At 49.2% G+C, this 21,174-nt stretch carries 18 protein-coding genes; 16 read left to right on the plus strand and 2 right to left on the minus strand.

Features of this window, described 5'->3' with window-relative positions; all coding sequences use genetic code 11:
* Window positions 1-119 precede the first annotated feature (119 nt).
* The 12 genes from sirA (at window position 120) to CBX96_RS12075 (ending at window position 13,794) form a co-directional block, all read left to right on the plus strand.
* Window positions 120-2,249, plus strand: a complete 2,130-nt coding sequence (sirA, locus tag CBX96_RS12020; protein WP_109286858.1) for a dissimilatory sulfite reductase SirA — start codon at window positions 120-122, stop codon at window positions 2,247-2,249.
* Between the two features lie 58 nt (window positions 2,250-2,307).
* Window positions 2,308-2,751, plus strand: coding sequence for a rhodanese-like domain-containing protein (locus tag CBX96_RS12025; RefSeq protein ID WP_181382196.1), 444 nt, complete (start codon window positions 2,308-2,310; stop codon window positions 2,749-2,751).
* A gap of 93 nt (window positions 2,752-2,844) precedes the next feature.
* On the plus strand, window positions 2,845-3,624 hold the full coding sequence (locus CBX96_RS12030; protein ID WP_109286859.1) for an FKBP-type peptidyl-prolyl cis-trans isomerase: 780 nt from the start codon (window positions 2,845-2,847) through the stop codon (window positions 3,622-3,624).
* Between the two features lie 64 nt (window positions 3,625-3,688).
* Window positions 3,689-4,363, plus strand: coding sequence for a tetratricopeptide repeat protein (locus CBX96_RS12035; protein WP_109286860.1), 675 nt, complete (start codon window positions 3,689-3,691; stop codon window positions 4,361-4,363).
* Between the two features lie 86 nt (window positions 4,364-4,449).
* Window positions 4,450-5,157 (plus strand): 4Fe-4S dicluster domain-containing protein, encoded by a 708-nt coding sequence (locus CBX96_RS12040; RefSeq protein WP_109286861.1) that lies wholly within the window; start codon window positions 4,450-4,452, stop codon window positions 5,155-5,157.
* A 2-nt stretch (window positions 5,158-5,159) separates the two neighbouring features.
* On the plus strand, window positions 5,160-6,107 hold the full coding sequence (gene nrfD / locus CBX96_RS12045; protein ID WP_011715701.1) for an NrfD/PsrC family molybdoenzyme membrane anchor subunit: 948 nt from the start codon (window positions 5,160-5,162) through the stop codon (window positions 6,105-6,107).
* Between the two features lie 122 nt (window positions 6,108-6,229).
* The gene (locus tag CBX96_RS12050) at window positions 6,230-6,721 is read left to right on the plus strand and encodes a nitrous oxide reductase accessory protein NosL (RefSeq protein ID WP_109286862.1); all 492 of its coding nucleotides are present in this window, start codon (window positions 6,230-6,232) and stop codon (window positions 6,719-6,721) included.
* A gap of 9 nt (window positions 6,722-6,730) precedes the next feature.
* Window positions 6,731-8,005 (plus strand): nitrous oxide reductase family maturation protein NosD, encoded by a 1,275-nt coding sequence (nosD, locus tag CBX96_RS12055; RefSeq protein WP_109286863.1) that lies wholly within the window; start codon window positions 6,731-6,733, stop codon window positions 8,003-8,005.
* Window positions 8,002-9,048 carry an ABC transporter ATP-binding protein gene (locus tag CBX96_RS12060; protein ID WP_109286864.1) on the plus strand — a complete coding sequence of 349 codons (1,047 nt, stop codon included), beginning with the start codon at window positions 8,002-8,004 and terminating at the stop codon, window positions 9,046-9,048. Before nosD ends, CBX96_RS12060 begins: the two co-directional genes overlap by 4 nt.
* Entirely contained in the window at window positions 9,045-9,932 is an 888-nt protein-coding gene (locus CBX96_RS12065; RefSeq protein ID WP_109286865.1) for an ABC transporter permease, read from the plus strand. Before CBX96_RS12060 ends, CBX96_RS12065 begins: the two co-directional genes overlap by 4 nt.
* Before the next feature lie 214 nt (window positions 9,933-10,146).
* A complete protein-coding gene (locus CBX96_RS12070; RefSeq protein WP_109286866.1) occupies window positions 10,147-11,430 on the plus strand; it encodes a winged helix-turn-helix domain-containing protein in 1,284 nt (427 codons plus the stop codon).
* A gap of 231 nt (window positions 11,431-11,661) precedes the next feature.
* Window positions 11,662-13,794: a M13 family metallopeptidase gene (locus CBX96_RS12075; RefSeq protein WP_109286867.1), complete on the plus strand. Its 2,133-nt coding sequence runs from the start codon at window positions 11,662-11,664 to the stop codon at window positions 13,792-13,794.
* Between the two features lie 46 nt (window positions 13,795-13,840).
* Here the strand turns inward: CBX96_RS12075 and CBX96_RS12080 are convergent, their stop codons facing one another.
* Window positions 13,841-16,234 carry a fatty acid cis/trans isomerase gene (locus tag CBX96_RS12080; protein WP_109286868.1) on the minus strand — a complete coding sequence of 798 codons (2,394 nt, stop codon included), beginning with the start codon at window positions 16,232-16,234 and terminating at the stop codon, window positions 13,841-13,843.
* A gap of 183 nt (window positions 16,235-16,417) precedes the next feature.
* On the opposite strand from CBX96_RS12080, the gene CBX96_RS12085 reads away from it, so the two are divergent.
* From CBX96_RS12085 to CBX96_RS12105, 4 genes are all read left to right on the plus strand, one after another.
* Complete coding sequence (locus CBX96_RS12085) at window positions 16,418-17,044, plus strand: flavin reductase family protein (protein WP_109286869.1); 627 nt, start codon at window positions 16,418-16,420, stop codon at window positions 17,042-17,044.
* A 602-nt stretch (window positions 17,045-17,646) separates the two neighbouring features.
* Complete coding sequence (locus CBX96_RS12095; RefSeq protein ID WP_109286871.1) at window positions 17,647-17,976, plus strand: helix-turn-helix transcriptional regulator; 330 nt, start codon at window positions 17,647-17,649, stop codon at window positions 17,974-17,976.
* The gene (locus CBX96_RS12100) at window positions 17,970-19,286 is read left to right on the plus strand and encodes a type II toxin-antitoxin system HipA family toxin (RefSeq protein ID WP_109286872.1); all 1,317 of its coding nucleotides are present in this window, start codon (window positions 17,970-17,972) and stop codon (window positions 19,284-19,286) included. The genes CBX96_RS12095 and CBX96_RS12100 overlap by 7 nt, the downstream gene beginning before the upstream one ends.
* Window positions 19,287-19,493: 207 nt before the next feature.
* Entirely contained in the window at window positions 19,494-19,886 is a 393-nt protein-coding gene (locus tag CBX96_RS12105; protein WP_109286873.1) for an SMI1/KNR4 family protein, read from the plus strand.
* A gap of 486 nt (window positions 19,887-20,372) precedes the next feature.
* Here the strand turns inward: CBX96_RS12105 and fre are convergent, their stop codons facing one another.
* Entirely contained in the window at window positions 20,373-21,071 is a 699-nt protein-coding gene (gene fre / locus CBX96_RS12115; RefSeq protein ID WP_109286875.1) for an NAD(P)H-flavin reductase, read from the minus strand.
* Between the last annotated feature and the right edge of the window lie 103 nt (window positions 21,072-21,174).

A 21,174-nucleotide genomic window follows, 5' to 3' on the forward strand; every position in this document is an offset into this window, starting at 1 on the left:
TCAGGTTTTTAGGCGTTTAGCTGCTTCATCATGCCGCCACTGGTCAATTGTTTATGTCGTTCAGTGAACAGTTAGGTTCAGTGGAAAATATAAAACTAATGATAAATTAGGAGTGAATGATGAAGCGATGGAAATCCAAAGTAGCATTAAGCGTGCTATTTTGTTTAGGTTCTGCCGTAAGTGCTACCACAGTCGCTGCCGATGCTAAGTCGGAGGGGAAGGTGGTACCTGGAGTGGGTAATAAACAACAATCCCACTATACTCAAGATATTTTGGCTAATCCCCATGTAGATGAAAATTTAATGGAGAAATCCCGTGGTGTGAAAACACTGCAGGATTATATTGTTCAAGAGCAAGAATTGTTTGATTTTCTATTTGAAAATCACCCAGTTTTTAAATACGACGCTGAAGGTCGATTAAAGGGCACTTATAAAGTCAGTGACCGTGGTGAAGAATATTTGCACGGTGGTGACAGTGTTGCTTACAGCAAACACAGTAAAGAAGTGAATCCCACAGATGGCACCGCTGTGCGTTACAGCTCTTATAACGATGGCCAGCGTCCTAAGGCACTGCAATACCGTTTAGGGGCGAAATCGATTTTAGATTTCCCGAACAAGTTTGTCGGCCCAGAAAAATGCGGTGAGTGTCATGGTCCGCAATACGAGAAGTGGAGACGTTCACGCCACTCTAAGACGATTCGCTTCCCTGGGGAGCATCCTGAGGTCGATAACGACCTGAAGAAAACCATGTATGGCACTAAGGATACCTCGATTCTGCCATCGGGTATTACCGCCGATGCCATCTACGCGACTGTGGGTACGCCACGGACTAAATATGGCTTTATCGACGCCTACTTAGTGCGCGGTACTTACCACGTGAAAGACGGTCTGTTGAAGGATGGCACAGGGACTATGGTCGCTGGTGGTAACCAGTTCTCCCGTGGTTGGGCTGAGTGGTTAACCCCTGAAATGGCAGCCAAAATCAACAAAGCTATCCCAAGCTTCCCCGTCAAAATGGAAGACTTCGGTACCAGCGGTTCACACCAATGGGGTATGAGTTCATACGGCGCTAAGTATGAGAAGGAATTCCTGTTCCAACCGGCTAGCTCCTATTGCGAAATGTGTCACACCTTTAAGTTTGACTTCCAAACCAAAGATGAATTTTTCGCGGCTTTAGGTAACCCGAAAGAGCTGCAAAAGCACACTATCGCTAAAGGGATTACCTGTGAAGAGTGCCACGGCGCGGGCGGCCACTTAGACGGTGGTATCGGTGGCGGCATGCCATCTAACTGTGAACGTTGTCACCAACGCTTTAACTTTGTTGAAGAGTTAGCTGACACGCCACAGGGTAAAGAGAAGCTGGAATATGCCTTCAACGTGAAGATGAAGTCTTCTTGCCCATCCTGTGGTACTGAAGGTTCGCAAATGTTTGCCTCAGCGCACTATGACAAAGGCATGCGTTGTTCAACCTGTCACGATCCGCACGAAGTCACCGACGGTGATTGGACTACGGGTATGACTAAGCCAAAAATCATCAAAGAGTGTACTGACTGTCACACGGCTCAAGCCGAGATCGCCAAGAACACTAACACCCACAGCAACCAAACCTGTCAAAGCTGTCACATGCCAAACATGGGAAGTTGTGAAAACTTCACGGCGATCCAATTCCCAGATATGGCGGGCTTCGACAACGTGCGTAAGTCACACATGTGGAAGATTGATGTCGACCCACTGCGTAAGACCCTTAACCCACCAGAAGGCAAGTCTCGCGATGCGACCACTAAGGGCTGGACTGTGGCGAAAGACGAGAACGGCTACAACTACCTCGACCTGATGTGGACTTGTGCTCGTACATCTGCCTCAGACCACGACGTAACTGAAAACAAAGGTTGTCATAGCCAGTTCCAATCCGAGCTAGAAGTTGGTCTGCACTTCGAAGATCAGCTGGAAATCTACGGTGAAGTTCAAAAGTGGCAAAAACCCGTTAAAGATACTTTTGCTCAAGTAGAACAAGCCCTTGCCCGTATCGACAAGCTGTTAGAAGTCACCAAGCTGTCGGTGGAAGACAAGACTCAAGTGTTGATGTTGACCGACAAAGCCCAAGACGTTGTTCGCCTGATCAAGGCTGACGGCTCATGGGGTGTCCATGGTCCACGTTACTCACTGAAACGTCTCGACGCTGCCTTGACCTATGTCACTCAAGCCCAAGCCATTATTGATGGTAACGGCCTGAGCGCACAGAAAATGTAGTTCGACTCGAGTCTAACTTGTCCCCGACACGCGAGTGTCGGGGGCTATACGAGGCCAAATGATGAATAAAGCGATTCGACACAGCCTATTAGGCGGCTTACTGGTACTGGGCCTAGGTGGCATGAGTTTACCCGCTGTGGCTGGTGGTGGCTCTGAGATCTCCGAGGCGCCCTATAACGAAATTCAGTTGAATCCGATTTCCATGCGGGAAGCCGAAACCTTAGTCGGCAAGCCCGGGGTGTATTTTTTCGATGTAAACACGCTGGAAATCTGGGCGGAAGGTTTTATCCCCGGAGCGGTGTTTTTCAATGTGCAGAATTGGCGAGATCTACTGCCAAAGAATAAAGACGCTGTGATGGTGTTCTATTGCGCTAACCGTCTTTGCACCGCCAGCAACATGGCCGCACGGGAAACCATGAAGCTAGGTTACACAGGTGTGCGCCACATGGCCGATGGCATTTTCGGCTGGCGTATGTCAGGCAGAACAACAGAAAAACCATAGTAATCATATAAATATTTTAATCGATTATGGGGTTACCCATACGTTTTCGGCTTAAGCACTAAAGCCCAAGGGCTAAATTGTAGAGAACATAAAATGAAAATATCTATGCCAACTTCTTTTATCCCAAAAACCCTCACAGTGGCGACCTGCGCTGCATTGTTTGTCTCTATGGCGAGCTTTGCTGCCCCAACGCTTAAAACCGATGCGGATAAAGCGTCTTACAGCATCGGCGCCTCTGTGGGTAACTACATTTCTGGCCAGATTTATAACCAAGTCGAACTGGGCGCCGAAGTGAATGTGGACTTAGTGGTACAGGGCTTTGTCGATGCGCTGAAAAAGCAGCAGCAATTAACCGATGAAGAAGTGCTGACCTATCTTAACCAACGCGCCGAAGAGTTAAACCAAGTGAGAAAGGCTAACGCCGAGAAGCTCGCTGCGGAAAACACTAAGGCAGGTGAAGCATATCTTGCTGAAAATAAGAAGAAATCAGGCGTAACCGTTACAGAGTCAGGCCTGCAATACGAAGTGTTAACTCAAGGTACAGGCAATAAGCCCAGCCCAGAGGATGTGGTCACTGTCGAGTACGTCGGCAAGCTTATCGATGGCACCGAGTTTGAAAATACCGTCGGCCGTGAGGAACCCACACGTTTCGCCCTGATGACAGTGATCCCGGGTTGGGAAGAGGGCTTAAGACTCATGCCTATGGGCTCTAAATACCGTTTTGTTATCCCGGCAGAGCTGGCCTATGGCAATGAGTTTGTCGGTGAAATCCCACCGCAATCCACCTTAATTTTTGAAATCGAACTGAAAAATATTGAAAAGCCCAGCGAGAAAAAAGAAGCCCGCATGATGGGCATGATGCCAGCCCACTAAGGGCTAAGTATTGGCTTAAGTTCAGAGAGTGATGAACTTGGATAGGCGAGCGTCGAGGTAAGGCATGGCAAGTTTAGGATTCACCATAGCACTCCTATTAAGCGGGTTTGTGGCTTGGATTTTCTGGCTGCACGCACGTTTAAACCAACGGCAAACGCTGGTGGGAGAGTCTCAAGTCTCCCATGGCGTGCCTGTGCTGTGCAGTGTGCTTCTGCTATTGCTCACGCTCGCCATCTATAGCCAAACGGGGCGTTATCAGGATTGGAACACAGGCAAGCTCGATGAAAACATTGACTATTTAGTGGCTGCCGACATCACCAAAGCCCTGCGTATCGTGGATGAACAACCGCAAAACCCGTTGGCATTACAGGCGCTTGCCGAGGCTTACAGCGCGGGAGGCTTATATGCCGATGCGGTGCAGACCCTAGACAAACTGCTTGCCTTGGTGGGGGAGGATGCAGAGGTGCTCGGCGCTAAGGCCAATGCCCTCTATTACCGCGATGGCCGGCAAATGACCGCAGAGACCCAAGCACTGATTGCACAGATCTTGGCGCTCGTGCCCTTCGAGCCGCAGACGCGGATGCTACAGGCCAACGATGCCTATCTCCATGGGCGCTACCAAGAGTCGATAGACCATTGGCAAGCATTACTGGCGCAGCCAAGGGCAGAGATTAATCGTGAGGCCCTGTTAAACGCCATCGGCAAGGCCCAAAGCAAATTGAATGAAAGTGGATATTAATCAAGTCGCTAGCCATTTTCAGGCATGTTGGAACGATAACGATATAAATAAAAACGTCGGTATAAAACCGATAGATGGAGGATGTTGTGAGTGAAAATATAGAGAGACGGAGGTTCCTTAAAAGCGCTGGCATGTGCTCTTTGATGTTAACGCCTTTAGCCGGGTGTTCGGTCAAAGAAGAGTCTGACGGCGCCCATAAGCCCCATTACGTCATGGTCTTTGACCAAAACAAATGTGTCGGCTGTGGCGACTGTAAAACCGCCTGTAATCAAGCCAACCATTTACCTGCGGGTAAATCACGAGTACTGCTCGAGCAGCAGAGTGGCCGTGTCGAGGGTCAGCCTTGTCCACATTGCGGCAAGATGAGCTGTGACTGTGAACGTAAGTTTGTGCGGGTTTCCTGCCAGCAATGCAAGAACGCCCCCTGTGTCACAGTTTGTCCGACTGGCGCGGCGCACCGCGACGCGAAAACGGGCATTGTGACTATGGATGCGAGCAAATGCGCCGGCTGTAAATACTGTATTGGGGCTTGTCCTTACAACGCCCGCTACATCAACAGCGATACGGATGTGGCCGATAACTGCGATTTCTGTTTGAACAGCAAGTTAGCCAAGGGCGAATTACCCGCCTGTGTGCAGAGCTGTAAATACGATGCGCTGATCTTCGGTGATGCCAACGATCCTCAATCCTACGTAAGCAAACTCTTAGCGGTAAAAGACTCAGTGCGCATTAAGCCACAGTTTGGCACTGAGCCGAGCTTACGTTACATACCAATCGTCAAACTGGGAGTGTAAATATGGATACCAGTATGGAATTTACCCTAGGCCTCTCCCAAGGCGTCGCTTGGCCTTGGCCAATTGCGGTGTACTTGTTCTTCGCCGGCATCTCCGGCGGGGCGCTAACCATTGCGCTGGCGCTGCGGTTTTACTTAGGTCAGGTTGAAAATACCGCCTTTTTAAAAGCGGCGACTCTGCTGTCCTTTGTCACTATCAGTTTAGGGATGTTGTGTCTGGTGCTCGACCTGACTAACCCATTATTCTTCTGGCGAATTTTGGTGTTCTACAACTTAAATTCTGTGATGTCGATTGGTGTGATTGCCCTGTCGGTGTATATCCCGTTAGTGGCTGTGGTCGCGCTACTCGCCCTCGAAAAAGAGCTGATGGCTATTCCACAATTGCAGTTCCTCGGCCCCATCATCACTAAGTTGAAGGGCTTTAGACGCCCGATGGAAGCACTGGTGTTATTACTGGCGTTATCCGTCTGTGCTTACACCGGCTTCTTAATCTCCGCCCTGATCCGCTTCCCGCTGATCAACACCTCGGTATTGCCTGCGCTGTTTATTGCCTCAGGGCTTTCAGCGGGCGGCGCTTCGGCCAAAATGCTGGCGGTATGGTTGTTTAAAGAACCTTTGCACAGCGGTGAGATGAAAATTCTGCATGGCGCCGAGTGGCCGATTATGTTCGCCGAAGCCCTGTTTATTTTCATGATCGCCACCGCGTTGTTAACTGGCAATGCCGGAGGCCAGTTTGCCTTTGCCGCCTTCCAAGAAGGGATCTGGGCAAGCGTATTCTGGATTGGTGTGGTCGGTATCGGTTTTGGTGCGCCGCTGCTCCTTAACTTCGCCACGGGTAAGCATTTTAGCCATTCGGCCAAAGCGTTTTATATGTCGGGTATGTGCGCGGTAGTAGGCATGATGTGTTTGCGACTCTTCATTCTGTTGGCGGGTCAAAACTACGCAATTTAACCCAAAGCTAAGGCCCAAGGCCTGAAGCGATGAACCATTTTTGTATCAACCCTCGTCACAAGAGGTCTGTCCCTGCAAGGTGCCTTGGCGAGGTGTTGATATTTTTTAGAAGGAATAACAGGATGAAAAAGTACTTAAGTTTGCTACTACTCGCTCCTTTGTTATTGGGTTGCAACAAGAGTGAAGCCACGGATCATCAACATAAAGCCGAGATGATCCACGAGCATGACCGTTGCCACCTTTGCGGCATGGTGATCACTAAATACCCAGGGCCTAAGGGACAAGTGCATTTGAAGGCCGAGAAGATGGTGCCTAAGTTTTGCTCCAGTCGCGATATGTTTAACTTTGCCCTACAGCCTGAAAACAAAAGACAAATTGATTACATGATGGTGCATGACGCCGCATCGACCGACTGGGATCAACCAGACGACGGTGCCTTTATCGACGCCGCCAGTGCGTTTTATGTTTATGGAACCAGTAAAAAAGCCGTGATGGGACCAGCAGTTGCACCTTTTAGCACGAAAGCCGCTGCCGAGGCCTTTGCTCATGAATACGGTGGACGCGTACTTCGCTTTGAAGATATCACCCTCGAATTACTGGCTGGCGATAAGTAGGCGATTGGTATGTGGCGCTGCTTGCTGCTCGGTTGGCTCTGTAGTTTATCCCTTGTTGGGTTAGCGCAGGAGTTTAGGGTCACAGACACTGCGGCTTTGACCCAAGCCCTCACGCGGGCGCAGGATGGCGACACTGTTGTGCTCGCCACTGCCGTTTACGAAGGCAATTTTACTGTCAGCCGCGCGATTCATCTTAAGGGCGAAGCGGGCGCAACCTTAGATGCCCTGCGTCAAGGTAGCGCCTTAACGATTACGGCGCCCAAGGTCATTGTTGAAGGGCTGAATATCCGTCACTGGGGTCGGGATCTTTATTACCACAATGCCGGTATTTTGCTGCAACCGGGTGCTGACGAGGTGCTCATCAAGGGCAATCGACTGGTGGGGGATGGCTTTGGTATCTATGGCGAGCAGCTGAGTGCGCCCCGCATTATGGAAAACAGCATTAGCGGTAATGGCGCCATTTATGTGTTGGATCGGGGCGATGGCGTCTTTCTCAAGCATGTAAGTGCGCCCCACGTGCAAGCTAACCATTTTATTTTTGTCCGCGATGGTGTGTATCTAGAGTCGGTGACAGATAGCCAAATCCACCATAATCAATTCGCTAAGTTGCAATACGGTATCCATTATATGTACACCCGAGGCGATGAAGCCTCAAATAATCAAGCGATTAGCGTTGATGGCGGTTATGCTTTGATGAACTCACAGCACATCTTTTTACACCACAACAAGGTCAGTCATGCGCGGGACTTTGGCATTCTGCTCAATATCACTAATGATGCCCATATTCAGGCAAATGTCGCGACAGAGGTCGTCAATCCCCAAGGTTCGCTGGAGCTTGGCAACGAGGGCAAGGGTATTTTTATCTACGCTGCGCAGAATAATCGCATCGAGGCGAATGAGTTTAGCCATAGCGATACTGGGATTAGCATGGCCATGGGCGGCGAAGCAAATCGCCTTTGGCACAATCGTATTTTAGCCAACCAGACCCAAGTCAAATACGTTGGCGAGGCACAACTCGAGTGGAGTTATCAGGGGCAGGGCAATTACTGGTCCGAATATCAGGGTTGGGACACTAATGGCGATGGACTGGGGGATATCGCCCACAGACCTAACGACAGTTTGGACAAACTCTTTTGGCTCTATCCCGAGGCAAAGTTATTGATGGAAAGCCCAGTAGTATTGCTGCTGCGTTGGGTGGAGCGGCAGTTTCAGCCAACTGGCGTAAGCGGTGTGAGTGACAGCTTTCCCTTAATGGGATGGAAAACCGAGGGAGATGGGCAATGAGCCATTTTAGCAATGATGCAAGGCATAAACAGGCGCTAACCTTGATGAAAAACGAGGCTTCATCACAAGGGCAAGTGGCGGTTAAGGCCATCGGGCTTTGTAAGCGTTATGCAAAGTTTGAGGCACTCACGGATCTTAATTTTGAACTTCATACAGGCCAAACCTTAGCACTACTTGGCCACAATGGTGCGGGTAAATCGACCTTGATTAAAATGATCTTGGGGCTTGTATCCCCAAGCCATGGCGAGCTATTTGTGCAGGGGCAATCGCTGCATACCAAGCGACCCAACGCTAACCTGTCATTAGGCTATTTACCTGAAAACGTGAGCTTTTATGACAATATGACGGCGCAGGAGATCTTAAGCTATTTTGCCAAACTTAAGGGTGTCGCCCCCAAGCGAGTATCCATTTTGCTCGAAGAATTTGGTCTAATGGCGGCCAAGGATAAACGCCTAAGCACCTTTTCGAAGGGGATGCGTCAACGTTTGGGATTAGCTCAGGCGGTATTGGCAGATCCTAAGGTGTTGTTGCTGGATGAACCGACTGTGGGGTTAGACCCGCTCGCATCGGCATTTTTATATCAGAAAATGGCGCAACTGAAGGCGCAGGGCTGCGCCATTATCATCAGCACCCACGAGTTAGGATTAGTGCAAGATCAAATGGATAGCGCGCTGATCTTGGGCCAAGGTCGGCTGCTCGCCGCAGGTGATTTATCACAGCTTAGGGCAATAAGCGCGCTGCCAAGCCTGCTTGAGTTACATCGCGTTTCGCCTTGGCAATATCATCAGCTTATCAGTCTGCCGCTATTTGCCTCACTGCAGAACCACTCAAGTGCTAATAGGGTGTGCTTCAGTGTGCCCGATGCGCTTAAGGCTAAGGTTATCGAACAATTGTATCTTCTTAAAATCCATGAGTTTTCCATTGCGCCAGCGAGCTTGCAGGATATTTTCCATCATTTTATGGCAGGGCTGAATCGCCCTAATGCGTCAGCTGTGTGCTCGGGTGCAGGAGAAGAGCAAGAACAAAGGGAGTTAGTGGCATGAGTCAGATAAGTGTCGAGCAAGGCTGTGCTCAATATTGTCCTCCACGGGCGTTGACACTCATTCAAGCCGTTGCCATGAAAGAGTTTAAGGACAATTTACGCAACCGCTGGTTGGGCTTGATGGCAGGGATCTTGTTGATTCTGTCACTGTGCGTGAGTTTTATGGGCAGCGCCGTGTCGGGCACAGTGGTATTGCTCGAGAGTGCACAAATCTTCTCAGGCTTAGTTACGCTCGCGGTATTTATCTTGCCCTTGGGGGCGATTTTACTTAGCTACGACAGTTTTGTCGGCGAGCGCGAGTCGGGCACTCTGTTGTTGTTACTCACTTATCCCTTGGCTCGTTGGCACTTGGTGTGCGGCAAATTACTCGGCCATGCCTATGTGATGATTACTGCCTGTGTAACGGGATTTGGTACGACGGCATTGTTACTACTGGCCTTTGTTGAAGAACACGCCAGACACGCCTTAATCATCGGATTTATCCACTTGATTTTCAGCGGGATTTTGCTGTCGCTGGTGTTTGTGCTTTTGGGCTATTGCGTGAGTTTGAGTGTGCGGGAAAAGGCCAAAGCCCTAGGCGTATTACTGCTACTGTGGTTTGTGCTGGTCTTGGTTTATGACTTAGTGCTGCTCACGGCGCTGGTGAGTTTGGCGGAAGTGTTCAATCGCCAGCTATTTAACCTATTGATTTTAATTAATCCTACCGATCTTTTCCGCGCCTTAAATTTGCTTGCTAATCCCGCCGATAGCCTATCGGCGAAGAGCAGTCTCGCCCTGATTGCTCAAACGGGAATGGGGCCTGTGCTGATGTACGCCATGCTGGCAACATGGATAGGGCTTTTAGGGTTGCTGGCTAGCTGGATTTTTTCACGGCAAGAGGTTTAGTTTTTGCTGCATTAGTTTAGATTTACGCTTTAAAAACAATAAGTAAACTGAGTGTAGAGTCACAGTATTTTATGTTGTTAAAAGGTAAAATAAGCCATCTTGATTTGGTAGCCAGGAATCACGGTTGCTCTCGGGTGAAACTGAGTTTCACTGTGTTTGCCCGTTGTTAGCGCAATCATAGTCTATTGTTTTGGCTTAGTTTTGGGCGCTTAACATGCATAAAATCACTTCATATCTAATGTTAGATGAGCAGGCCAAAGAGCTTGTTGACCTTGTTCATGGAACCCATATCGGCCTGACTTTTTCAGAAACCGCCGTACTCGTATTGCTGTTATCTTCCCCGAATGCGATTTTTACCAAGGAAGAATTGCTGCAAGTTGGCTGGCCTGAACGCGTGGTCGCACCCACCTCGTTAACTCAGTGCGTCAGCACCTTACGCAAAAAATTAGAACCCTATACCGAAGTGCAGCTCAAAACGGTGGCGCGCCGGGGTTATCAGTTGCATGTGTCCGAACAGTCCCATGTGAAGATGTTGGCGATTAACGATGCCGATGCGATCCGCGATGCGATTGTCGGCGTCTCTGCTTGGACTAAGGTGGCGGGCATCGTCATGCTGGGGTTAATCCTTATCTCTGTGTGGTACTGGAGCGATCACCATGCAGTGGTGAAACATGTCGCTAAATGGAATGCCGATAAATATATCAGCCTCAATATTGGCGGCACTTTGGGGACGGCGCAGGTGCTGTATATCGACGATGAGGAACATTTACATCCCTCATGGTGGCAAAAACATTTAGCTCCAGAAGGTAACCATATCAGTGGCTTACCTTATTTCAGTGCCTTTGCTTCAACAGATGGCAAAAACTACTCTATTTCAACTTGCCCGTCGCTCGATGCCAAAGATTGTACTGGCAAGGGCATAATCAACATCACTGCTATCGATGCTAAACCCGCAGGGCTCAGCATGGCGGAATTTATTCCGCTCAGTAAAAAGATGGAGGAGCGCATTCGCTACAATCGGGTAGTGTTACCCGTTGATGATAAAGGCGTGGGTGAGCTGCTAGAGCACAACTACCACGCGGATATTTACTTCCCTGTAGCGGGTGAGTTGCTGGTTCGCACGGATCTGAGCATGTCACTGGTGTACGAGGGGCAAAATCGGGGTAAGTTTTACTCTACCTCCTGCATTACCGACCAGGACTGTTTAACCACACCAATTAAGTACACAATCCGAGGCGAATTTGAGCAGTATCAAACGCAAATTGATGATCTGAATGTGGATGTATTTCATGTCAAAGTGTCGCAAAAGGAACTGACTAAACCCGATGAGGTGAGCCATTCGGCCATGCAGTTTTACCGTGCGATTCGCAAACACGATATTCGCGATGAAGATCTGTTCTATTATCGGGTTTATCAAAATAAGGACACTGCCGTTTGGATCGTCCCGCAAATGGGACAGTTGCTGGCGTGGACTCAGTACACTCAAGTTAAGCTTTAATCACAAAACCATCTAAACAGCCGATAACCATCGGCTGTTTTGCTTTTTGCTAGAAGCATCCGCTTGCCAAGAGATAGAGTGTATTAAAGACTTTGCATTAACTTTCTATCATAAAGTGTGAGTTTCTTTTACATCCCACCATATCGCCAGTTACACTGCCTCGCCATGCTGGAAAGCATTCAAATAGCCAAAATACCAAAAATACAAGAATATCAACGGAAGGAGTCTCATATGTCGGACCGCCTGATCCCCGCCATATTACTGTCGACGACAGTACTGACAGGGTTAACTGCCTGTGGTGATAACACCAAGGAAACCGCCGCTGCCGCCAGCGATAATGCTGCAAAAGTACAAACCAGCGCAGCACCCACTGCCAGCCAACCCGCCACGCCAATCGGCATTAACCTCGCTGCAATGTCGCCTAAGGTTAAACCCGGCGATGATTTTTATACCTACGCCAATGGCGAGTGGATGAAAACCACAGAGATCCCCGCCGATCGTTCAAGCACTGGCGCATTTTTAGTGGCTTTCCAAGAGACAGAAAAGCATAAAACCAGCCTGATAGCCGACTTAGTTAAGGCCGAACACGCCGCTGGCAGCGATGATGCGCGCATTGCCGATTTCTACAAGGCTTACACTAACACCGCGGCAATCGATGCGGCGGGCATGAAGCCAATGGAAGCCGATTTAGCCCGTTATCAAGCCATTGCGGATAAACAGGCCTTATCGGCGGCGCTTGGTGCTAACCTGCGCGCCGATGTGGACCCTCTCAATGCCACCGACTTTTTCACCGAAAACCTCTTCGGTATTTTCGTGACTCAAGGTCTGGCGACGCCGGGTGAAGTGCTGCCTTATATTCTGCAAGGCGGTTTAGGTTTACCCGAGCGGGAATATTATCTGTCGGACGACCCTAAAATGGTCGAGATCCGCACCGCTTACCGTGCCTATATCGAGACCCTGCTGACCGATGCGGGCATCAGTGATGCTGCGGCTCGTGCCGATCGCATTTTTGCCCTCGAACACAAAATTGCTAGCGCCCACGCCAGCCGTGAAGACAGTGAAGATTTCACTAAGGCATCGGGTGTGTGGAGCCGTGCCGACTTCGACGCTAAAGCCCCGGGTATCGACTGGACAGCCTTTTTAGATGCCGCCCAGCTTGGCAAGCAAGACAGATTTGCCGCCTATCACGCCAGTGCTATTACCAACCTCTCGGCGCTGGTGGCCTCTGAACCGCTGGATGCGTGGAAAGACTGGTTGGTGTTCCACCATATCAACAGCCACGCCGACGTACTGCCTTCGGCTATCGATAACGCTTCTTTCGCCTTTAACGGCACTAAGCTGTCGGGCACTCCTGAGCAGCGCAGCCGTGATAAACGCGCCTTGAGTGCCTTGGATGAATACCTAGGTGATGCCGTAGGCCGCGCCTACGCCGAGCATTATTTCCCGGCTTCGGCCAAGGCCGAAGTCAGCACTATGGTGGATAACATCGTCAGTGCCTTTGGTAAACGTGTCGAAAAACTCGAGTGGATGGACCCTTCCACCAAGCAGGAAGCCCTAGCTAAGGTTGCGACCATCGCCGTGGGCGTGGGTTACCCCGATAAATGGCGCAATTACGATGCCTATGCGGTATCGCCAACCAATGCCTATGCCAATGCTATCAATGGTGAAAAGGTGGAATACGCCCATCAACTCGCCAAAATTGGTAAGCCAATGGACAAGGGCGAGTGGTGGATGACGCCGCAAGTGGTTAACGCGGTTAACCTGCCGGTGCAGAACGCGCTTAACTTCCCTGCGGGGATTTTGCAGCCACCATTCTTCGATGCTAAGGCCGATGCCGCCTATAACTACGGTGCGATTGGCGCTGTGATTGGCCATGAGATCAGCCATAGCTTCGATAACAATGGTGCGGCGTTCGACTCGACTGGCGCTATGCGTAACTGGTGGACGCCAGCGGACTTTGCTCAGTTTGCCAAACAAGGTGAGGCACTGGCGAAACAGTTTGATGCCTATGCGCCATTCCCAGATTTGCATGTAAACGGCAAGCTGACCTTAGGTGAAAACATTGCCGACGTGGCGGGCTTAGCGGCCGCACTCGATGCCTACCATGCCTCGCTTAACGGTAAACCTGCGCCAGTTATCGATGGCTTTACCGGCGACCAACGCTTCTTTATCGGCTTCGCCCAGACTTGGGCAACCAAGATGCGTGACGAAGCCCTACGTGCCCGCGTGGCGACCGATGGCCATGCCCCTGGCATGTACCGCGCGCTGACCGTGCGTAACTTAGATGCGTGGTACACCGCATTTGATGTGAAGCCCGGCGACAAGCTGTACTTAGCGCCAGAGGATCGCGTGAAGATCTGGTAAGTTTAAGGTTCTAAAAACAAAGGGAACCCTAGGGTTCCCTTTTTTGTTAGCGATTTTGCAGTCGATTGTAGTCCAGCCAACCGCTTTCAATCGGATGACTGTCGAAAAAGGCTTGGTTGAGTTTGTCACTAAAGGCCCAAAAACGCGGATCGGTACGGCGCACTGCCGCCAAATCCAATAACGCCTCGTAGTCTTTTTCGGTTTGCATGCCTTCGACCTTAGCTACGACTTTGGCTAAGTCCTGCTCCTTAATATGCCAGAAGGCTTCGGGATAACTGCCCAAAAGCCCGCGCACTAGCGTGACATCATCCTTAGCGGGCTCGCGATTGCTTTCCTCATTGAATAGGCTCGAAATATTCCGATGGGCACTGTTACGCACTAAGGTAAAGATTTCCGCTTTGCCCGTTTTTTCAGGCTCAATCATAATCATCGTCAGCTCGGGCAAAAGAGTCGCTTGCGTACCTTTGACTCTCCCTAGCGCCTGCAACAATGCCTTGCTATTGGATTTTAACTGACTGAGTGCGATTTGATAGCGTTGGGGCTGAACCTTGTCGACCTTAGCGGCCAATTTTTGATAGAGTTCGGCCTTAAGATCGTCCGTGTAGTAGAGTACGCCCGTGGGTTGATTGAAGGTATTAATATCCCCCGCAATAAAGGCGGTTAGCTGGGTGCCCGCATCCTGATACCAGTCTTTAAACTGCTTACGGCGCTCCTCTTGGGGCAACAAGGTCAAGAAGTTAGACTCGCCCTCCATCCGTAAAAAATCCATATACAGGCGGGTGAGTAGCTGGTGGCCGTAGTTGCCATACACATCGAAACCCGCGACCAAGAGGTAGTGAATGCGCTCTAGCAGGGCATAGTCGATCACCCAAGCCGTCTTGGGAGATTCTCCCACTAACCCTTTGACCACAGTGGCATTATCGAAATGCCTAAATACCGTCAGGCTGGCATTATCATTATTGCCGTCGCCATCCCATAGGCCGTCGATAGTTAGGTGGCGACCATTTTTAAACTTATGATTTAAAAACTGATTTCGTGCACGCATATACTCGCCCTGTTTGGCGGCGTATTTCACCCAAGTCACGGCAAGGGCGGTGCTTTCTTCCTCGGCGGGCATACGTAGGTTCTCGATTTGGCCCTGATAGAAGTCAGTAAAGTCGCTGTCGTCCATATATTCTGGGGTGACAAAGTAAACCCAGAATCTATCGTTGATCACATTGAGGGCGACCTGACCACGGCAAACCGGCCCCTTGATAAAGCCCATAATAGTGTCTTGGGCGCGGGTAAGCATAAAGCGATAACGCGAGCCTGCGGGCAGTTGAATAAAGGCCTCGAAGGGATTGGCCGCCACGCTCGGCGCATAGCTTGGCAGCGAGCTGACTTGGTACTTGGCATCGATAAACCACTGCTGCCAGTTTTGCAGCACAGTGTTATTCAAGGCGTAGGGAATATGGGTCTTATCGACGATCGTGGCGTGATAGGGTTTAAAGCGGTAATACACCCGCGACACTTGCGGATCGTCGAAGGGGCGGCGACTGGCAATCAGATCAATCGGTTTGCCCGGCGGCGTGCGTGAGCGCACTAACTCGAAGTAAGCCGCGGGAGCATCGGCTGCGGTTAATGACTCAAAATACAGGTGAAAGGCAAATAAGTGCTCGTAAATATAACGGGCGCTCAGTTGCGCCTTGAGGCTGTCGGCATTTAAGAACTGCTCCCAGCGGGCGATTTCTTGATTAAACTCGGCGCTGAGCGCAGGTGGCGTCGGCAACACTGCACCCTGTTCGAGCCATTGCATCAATACTTTATGTTCCTGCTGATTGAGCGCAGGCAAGCCGTAGGGCATGCCCGCAAGCGGTTGGTATTGCTCGTATTTGTCCATTTCCTCAATGCTGGCGCATTGCTGAACCCGATCGAGGCTAAAGTCGAAACTTTTATCGAGCAGTTTAGTATCCGGTAGGGGATGGGCCTGTTTTAGCGTGAGCATCCGCGCCAGCACTGAGGCCTGGGTATTAGCCTGTGGGGTCTGGGCGCGCTCATTGAGCACGGGATAAAAACCGCGTTCGCGCCATGCTTCAGGTGTGTGGGCATCGACAAATAACCGATTCGGCGTTGCCGCCATCAAACGGGTGCCCTGATAGACTTTTTCCTTGTTCGCGCCCCGTTCAATGCCCTCACTGGAAGTCATTTTAAGCTGACAGGGCGCATCGTAACAGGCATGGCAAACCACGCAGCGACTGTTGATGATAGGTTCAACAGCCGAGTGATAAGCCTTTGTTTGCGCTGTGAGTTCACTCTGGATTGGCTGATTATCGGCCCGCATCTGCGGCGAGCTTTTACCATAAAGATTATCAAAATCCACTTGGGCGACGCTGGCACAACCCGTGACCGCTAACACTAGGGCCAATAGCCAACGTTTCCAGACTGCATTTATCGGATTCATATCCACTCCTTTGCCCGACTGATGAGCTTTATCCATGCCTAATCTGCAACACTCTAGCAGAATAGTCTGAACAAGTTGAATTTACTGTTTATTTGGGGTGTTTATTCGACCTGCTCACGGGTTAAGATGAATGACATGCGTGAATGCTAAGCTTTATTGGGCACAAATCGATAAGGGAAGAAGATGACTACAGAACGCTATTTTTACGAGCCGAGTAAGGGACATGGACTATCGCACGACCCCTTAAATGCGATTGTCGCCCCCAGACCCATAGGCTGGATCTCCTCGCGCAGTGCCCAGGGGCAACGCAATCTCGCGCCGTATAGTTTTTTCAATTGTTTCAACTACAAACCACCGATCATTGGCTTTGCCAGCACGGGCTGGAAAGACAGTGTCGCCAATATCGTCGACACCGGCGAGTTCGTCTGGAACCTCACCACCCGCAGCCTTGCTGAGAAAATGAATCAAACTTCCGCCATGTTACCCCGCGGGGAGGATGAGTTTGCCTTTGCCGGACTCACCCCCAAGGCGGGCACTATCGTCCAAGCCGAGCTGGTGGCCGAAAGCCCGGTCAACTTTGAATGTAAGCTGTCTCAATGTATTCAATTAACTGCCGCAAATGGGGATAAGATTGATACTTGGCTCGTCTTAGGTGAAGTCGTTGCGGTGCATATCGCCAAGCATTTGCTTAATAGTGAAGGTGTGTATCAAACCGCCCTCGCCGAACCCGTGCTGCGCGCCGGCGGCCCATCCGCCTACTATGGGATCTCCGAAGAGCAAAGGTTTGATTTGCATAGACCACAAGTGTAGGGCGCTTAAACGCCGCAAGGCTTGAGAGGCAAACTGCGTTTGAGCTTAGAGTGTTAATTGTAGGTTTGAGTGTAATTTCTAGCTTTTAAATCAAAGTCAAAGTTGTGGGGCTTCACCCCCTGATTTTTTATAAAGAGTCGAGCAAAAGGGGAAAAGCGCCTGTTCCCCTTTTGCCTTGTTCGTAAAACGTGGCCCCAGCGCCCATTCATCTCCTGAAAGCTACGCAGACTTCCTGTATGCATCACGCGCAATCCTTTCAATGAAGAATCTTCAACCCTCTTTCGCTGTTCAATAACTTCGTTGGGGGCAAGGTGAACTTCTGTAGTCTTGGTATGTGGGCTATTAATTCCCACAGATTTGTGTCTGTTCTATCTTTAGCTCCCTCCAACTTGCCAACTAGGCTCCCACCACACAGTCCCTCTCAAAGGGTATTTTACAAATCATATAAAGTCCCAAAATGGTTACTCAAATCGACTTTAAAGTATTTAATGTAACCAATAGGGAATATTAATAGTATATATTGACGACTCTTCCATAAAGTCCTATTTTAAGAGCATTAAGCAAGTTGAATGTTAATAATGAAACCAAAATAGGACTTTATAGTGAAATATTCGACAGCTACAGCCACAGCACTAGCAAAAGAGATCGGCGACAGGTTGAAGCAAGCTCGGCTAAATCGAAACTTAACACAATCTGAAGTTGCAGAGCTTGCAGGCATTGCCCGCAAAACGGTTTTGAATGCAGAAAAAGGAAAAGCGCAGCTCGATATCATGATTGCGATATTAATGGCACTAGACCTCACGCAGCAGATTGATCTATTTATCCCTAAACAAGAAATTTCTCCCTTACAGCTGGCAAAACTGCAAGGAAAGAAAAGGCAGAGAGCCTCTGGCCTGCGCAGTAACAAAGATGAGGAAACACCTGAATGGTAATGGAAGTCATTAAAATAACTTACCAAGATGATGTCGTTGGTGCAGTGAGTTTTGACACTGAAAAGGGACTTGGGTCATTTGAATATGATCCAGGCTTCGTAAAAAATGGTGTCGAGCTGTCCCCAATCAAAATGCCATTATCGAATCGTATTTATAGTTTTCCCGAACTGGATTTCAATACCTTTAAAGGGCTACCAGGTTTAATTGCTGACTCCCTCCCTGATGATTTTGGTAACGCGGTTCTCAACGCATGGGTAGCAGGTCAGGGGGGGGCACCGACTGACATTACACCACTGCAACGCCTCCAATATACGGGAAAGCGAGGCATGGGAGCTCTTGAGTATGCACCAGCTACAAAGTTACGAAGTTTAAATGCTTCACAACAGGTAGAAATCCAATCGCTCGTTTCAATTGCACAAGAAATCTTAGATTCACGAGGTAATTTTGAAGTAGAACTCAAACAAAATTGCCAAGACGATAGAGAGGCAATGATGTCTTTATTATCTGTTGGCATGAGTGCAGGAGGAGCAAGACCGAAAGCAGTATTAGCATTTAATGAAGATTTTACTCAAGTCCGCTCCGGGCAAACCAAAGTGCCAAGTGGTTTTACTCATTATTTGATGAAGTTTGATGGTGTTAGTGAACATAACAAGGGTCAAGAAACCTTCGGTGACCCATTAGGTTATGGAGCAATGGAGTTCGTTTATCATTTAATGGCTAACAAATGCGGTGTCGATATGATGCCATGCCGTTTACTCCACGAAGGCAATCGACGACACTTTATTACGCAGCGGTTTGATCGAATTAAAAACAGCAAGGTACACGTACAAACGCTAAACGGCCTTGCCCATGTTGATTATAAAAAGCCGGGGTCATTTTCTTACGCAGAGTTATTTGGCATTGCCAGACAGTTGAAGCTTTCCGCTGTTGAAGCTGAGCAGCTATTCAAGCGTATGGTGTTCAATATAATTGCTCGAAATCATGACGATCACTCAAAGAACTTTGCCTTTATTCTGAAAAAAGACAAATGGTCTCTCGCGCCTGCTTATGATTTAGCCTATAGCTACAAACCCGGCAGTAAATGGGTGAACAGTCATTGGATGAGCTTGAATGGAAAAAGAGATAATTTTACACGAAGTGATTTATATAGCTTAGAGAAACTGAGTCCTATTTTTAGCAAAAGAAAGATCGACGATATTATTGATACAACGATTGAGCACGTATCAACTTGGCGTAAGCTTGCTGAGGAATGGGATGTACCAAAAACACTGATAGATGAAATACAAGAAAACTTGCGGCTCGATATTTAGCGAAGTGGCTATTCCTGTATGCAAAAAGGGTGGCCTTTTGTTTCAGGCTGCAAAGATGGGACATGTACTTCTTTTTTAATAAATAGCCGAGAATACCAAAGCGAAAGGAATTCATCCTCCCCTCTTGGTCTGGTGTAGGCTGAAGACCCACGACTTTGATTTGTGCTTTGATTAAAGATAACCCTTTAATTTTATAGGGAGATAGTGGTGCCTTTTGATTTATCGGAAGAACAGTTAGCGCTAACGGAACAAGAGTTGGGGGCTACACTGCCTCGTGAGTACCGTGAAGCGATGAAATTGGATAATGGTGGCGAAGCCGTTACAGCAGAAGATGATTGGGAGTTATATCCGATTAAAGATACTTCCGATAGAAAACGAATTTCCCGCACTTGCAATCATATCCTTTATGAAACTGAGTCGTGCAAAGGGTTTGGCCATTTCCCCGATAATGCGGTCGCGATTGCGGGCAATGGATTAGGCGACCAAATGGTTTTTATCAAAGAATCAGGCCAGTTTTTGGACACTGCGTATTTGTGGCTTCATGAAACTGGTGAGCTTCAACAATTAGCCACTTCATTTAATGGAATTGAAAAGCTGTAAATACTAATAACAGCATGATTAAATTCAAAATTTTAACTCGTTAGCTACAGATAACACAGATCCCCTGCGGAGTTGCCGCAGGGCGATTAGACAAATTGCGTGAGTCTTGCCATGGATGGCAAGCTAGCTTTCGCAGGTGCAGGGACGCATCCTTCGGAAGCGATAGCAAATTTGGCAATGAGCACAAGGGGCTTTCAACTCCGTTGGGGCGTCTTGGAGCATCCAAGGGCGAAGGCCAACGGCCGTTTTGAGCGCGAGATAGGGATATCGAGCTGGCAATTTAACATGGACGTTTTTGATAGGACGAGCAGTCCTCCTTGGTCGGGTGTGGGGTGAAGCCCCACGACTTTAATCCAAATGAAGTTTGGGTAAACTCAATTGACTGCCATCTGCAAGATAGAAAAACAAAATCCCAGTAAAAACTGGGGTTTATTGTTTGAGCCAATGTTGGCAAAGGTTACTCAGCCAAACTCACAAATCAACGCGTTATTTGATAAACGCGAAGGCATCGCCGTAGAGATGGGCTTCATCGACACCCATTTCGCGGAAGATTTCGCGGGCGGCGCCGACCATATCGAAACGACCTGCGATATAAATGTCATAGCCGTTTAGGCTGATAAAATCTTGCTTGATTTGCACGAGCAGGTTAGCGGTTTTACCCTGCCAGTTGGCTGGAGCTTCTTCCACCACAGGCACAAAGTGTAACCAAGGGTGAGCGTCGTGCCATTGGCGGGCGATGCTTTCGTAGTACATCGCATCTTGGGTGCGGCAACCCCAGTAGAGGGTGGTTTCGACCTGTTGGCCGAGGGCGATTTGTTGCTCGACAATGCTCTTAATGTACGAGAAGCCAGTGCCACCAGCGATCAATAAACGTGGGCGCTGGCTGTCATGACGTAAGTGGGCTTCGCCGCCGGGAGCTTCGATGTCGATATGCGTGCTATTACGCAATTTTTCAACCACTTGCATTGGATAGCTTTCGCTGACGGCCGCGCCAATATGAAGCTCAATCACTTCGGCATTAGGGGCGGACGCGATAGAGAAGGGACGTTTATCTTTTTCACCCATCACAACACACAGGTATTGTCCCGCTTGAAACTCAAAGGGGGTGTCGGGCTTTAACCACACCTGATACACGGCGTCGTTAAAGGGGGTTACTTTCTCTATCTTACAACGTATGGTTTTCATCAAACTTCCTTTGCACCTTTCATCATTTGTTGTCGTTAGGTGTCACATTAAGGCCGCTGGCGGCCTATTCTCTTGGCTTAAGTGGGTACGAGAGTCGTGCTTA

The sequence above is a fragment of the Shewanella sp. BC20 genome, from assembly GCF_003129585.1.
Lineage (GTDB): Bacteria > Pseudomonadota > Gammaproteobacteria > Enterobacterales > Shewanellaceae > Shewanella > Shewanella seohaensis.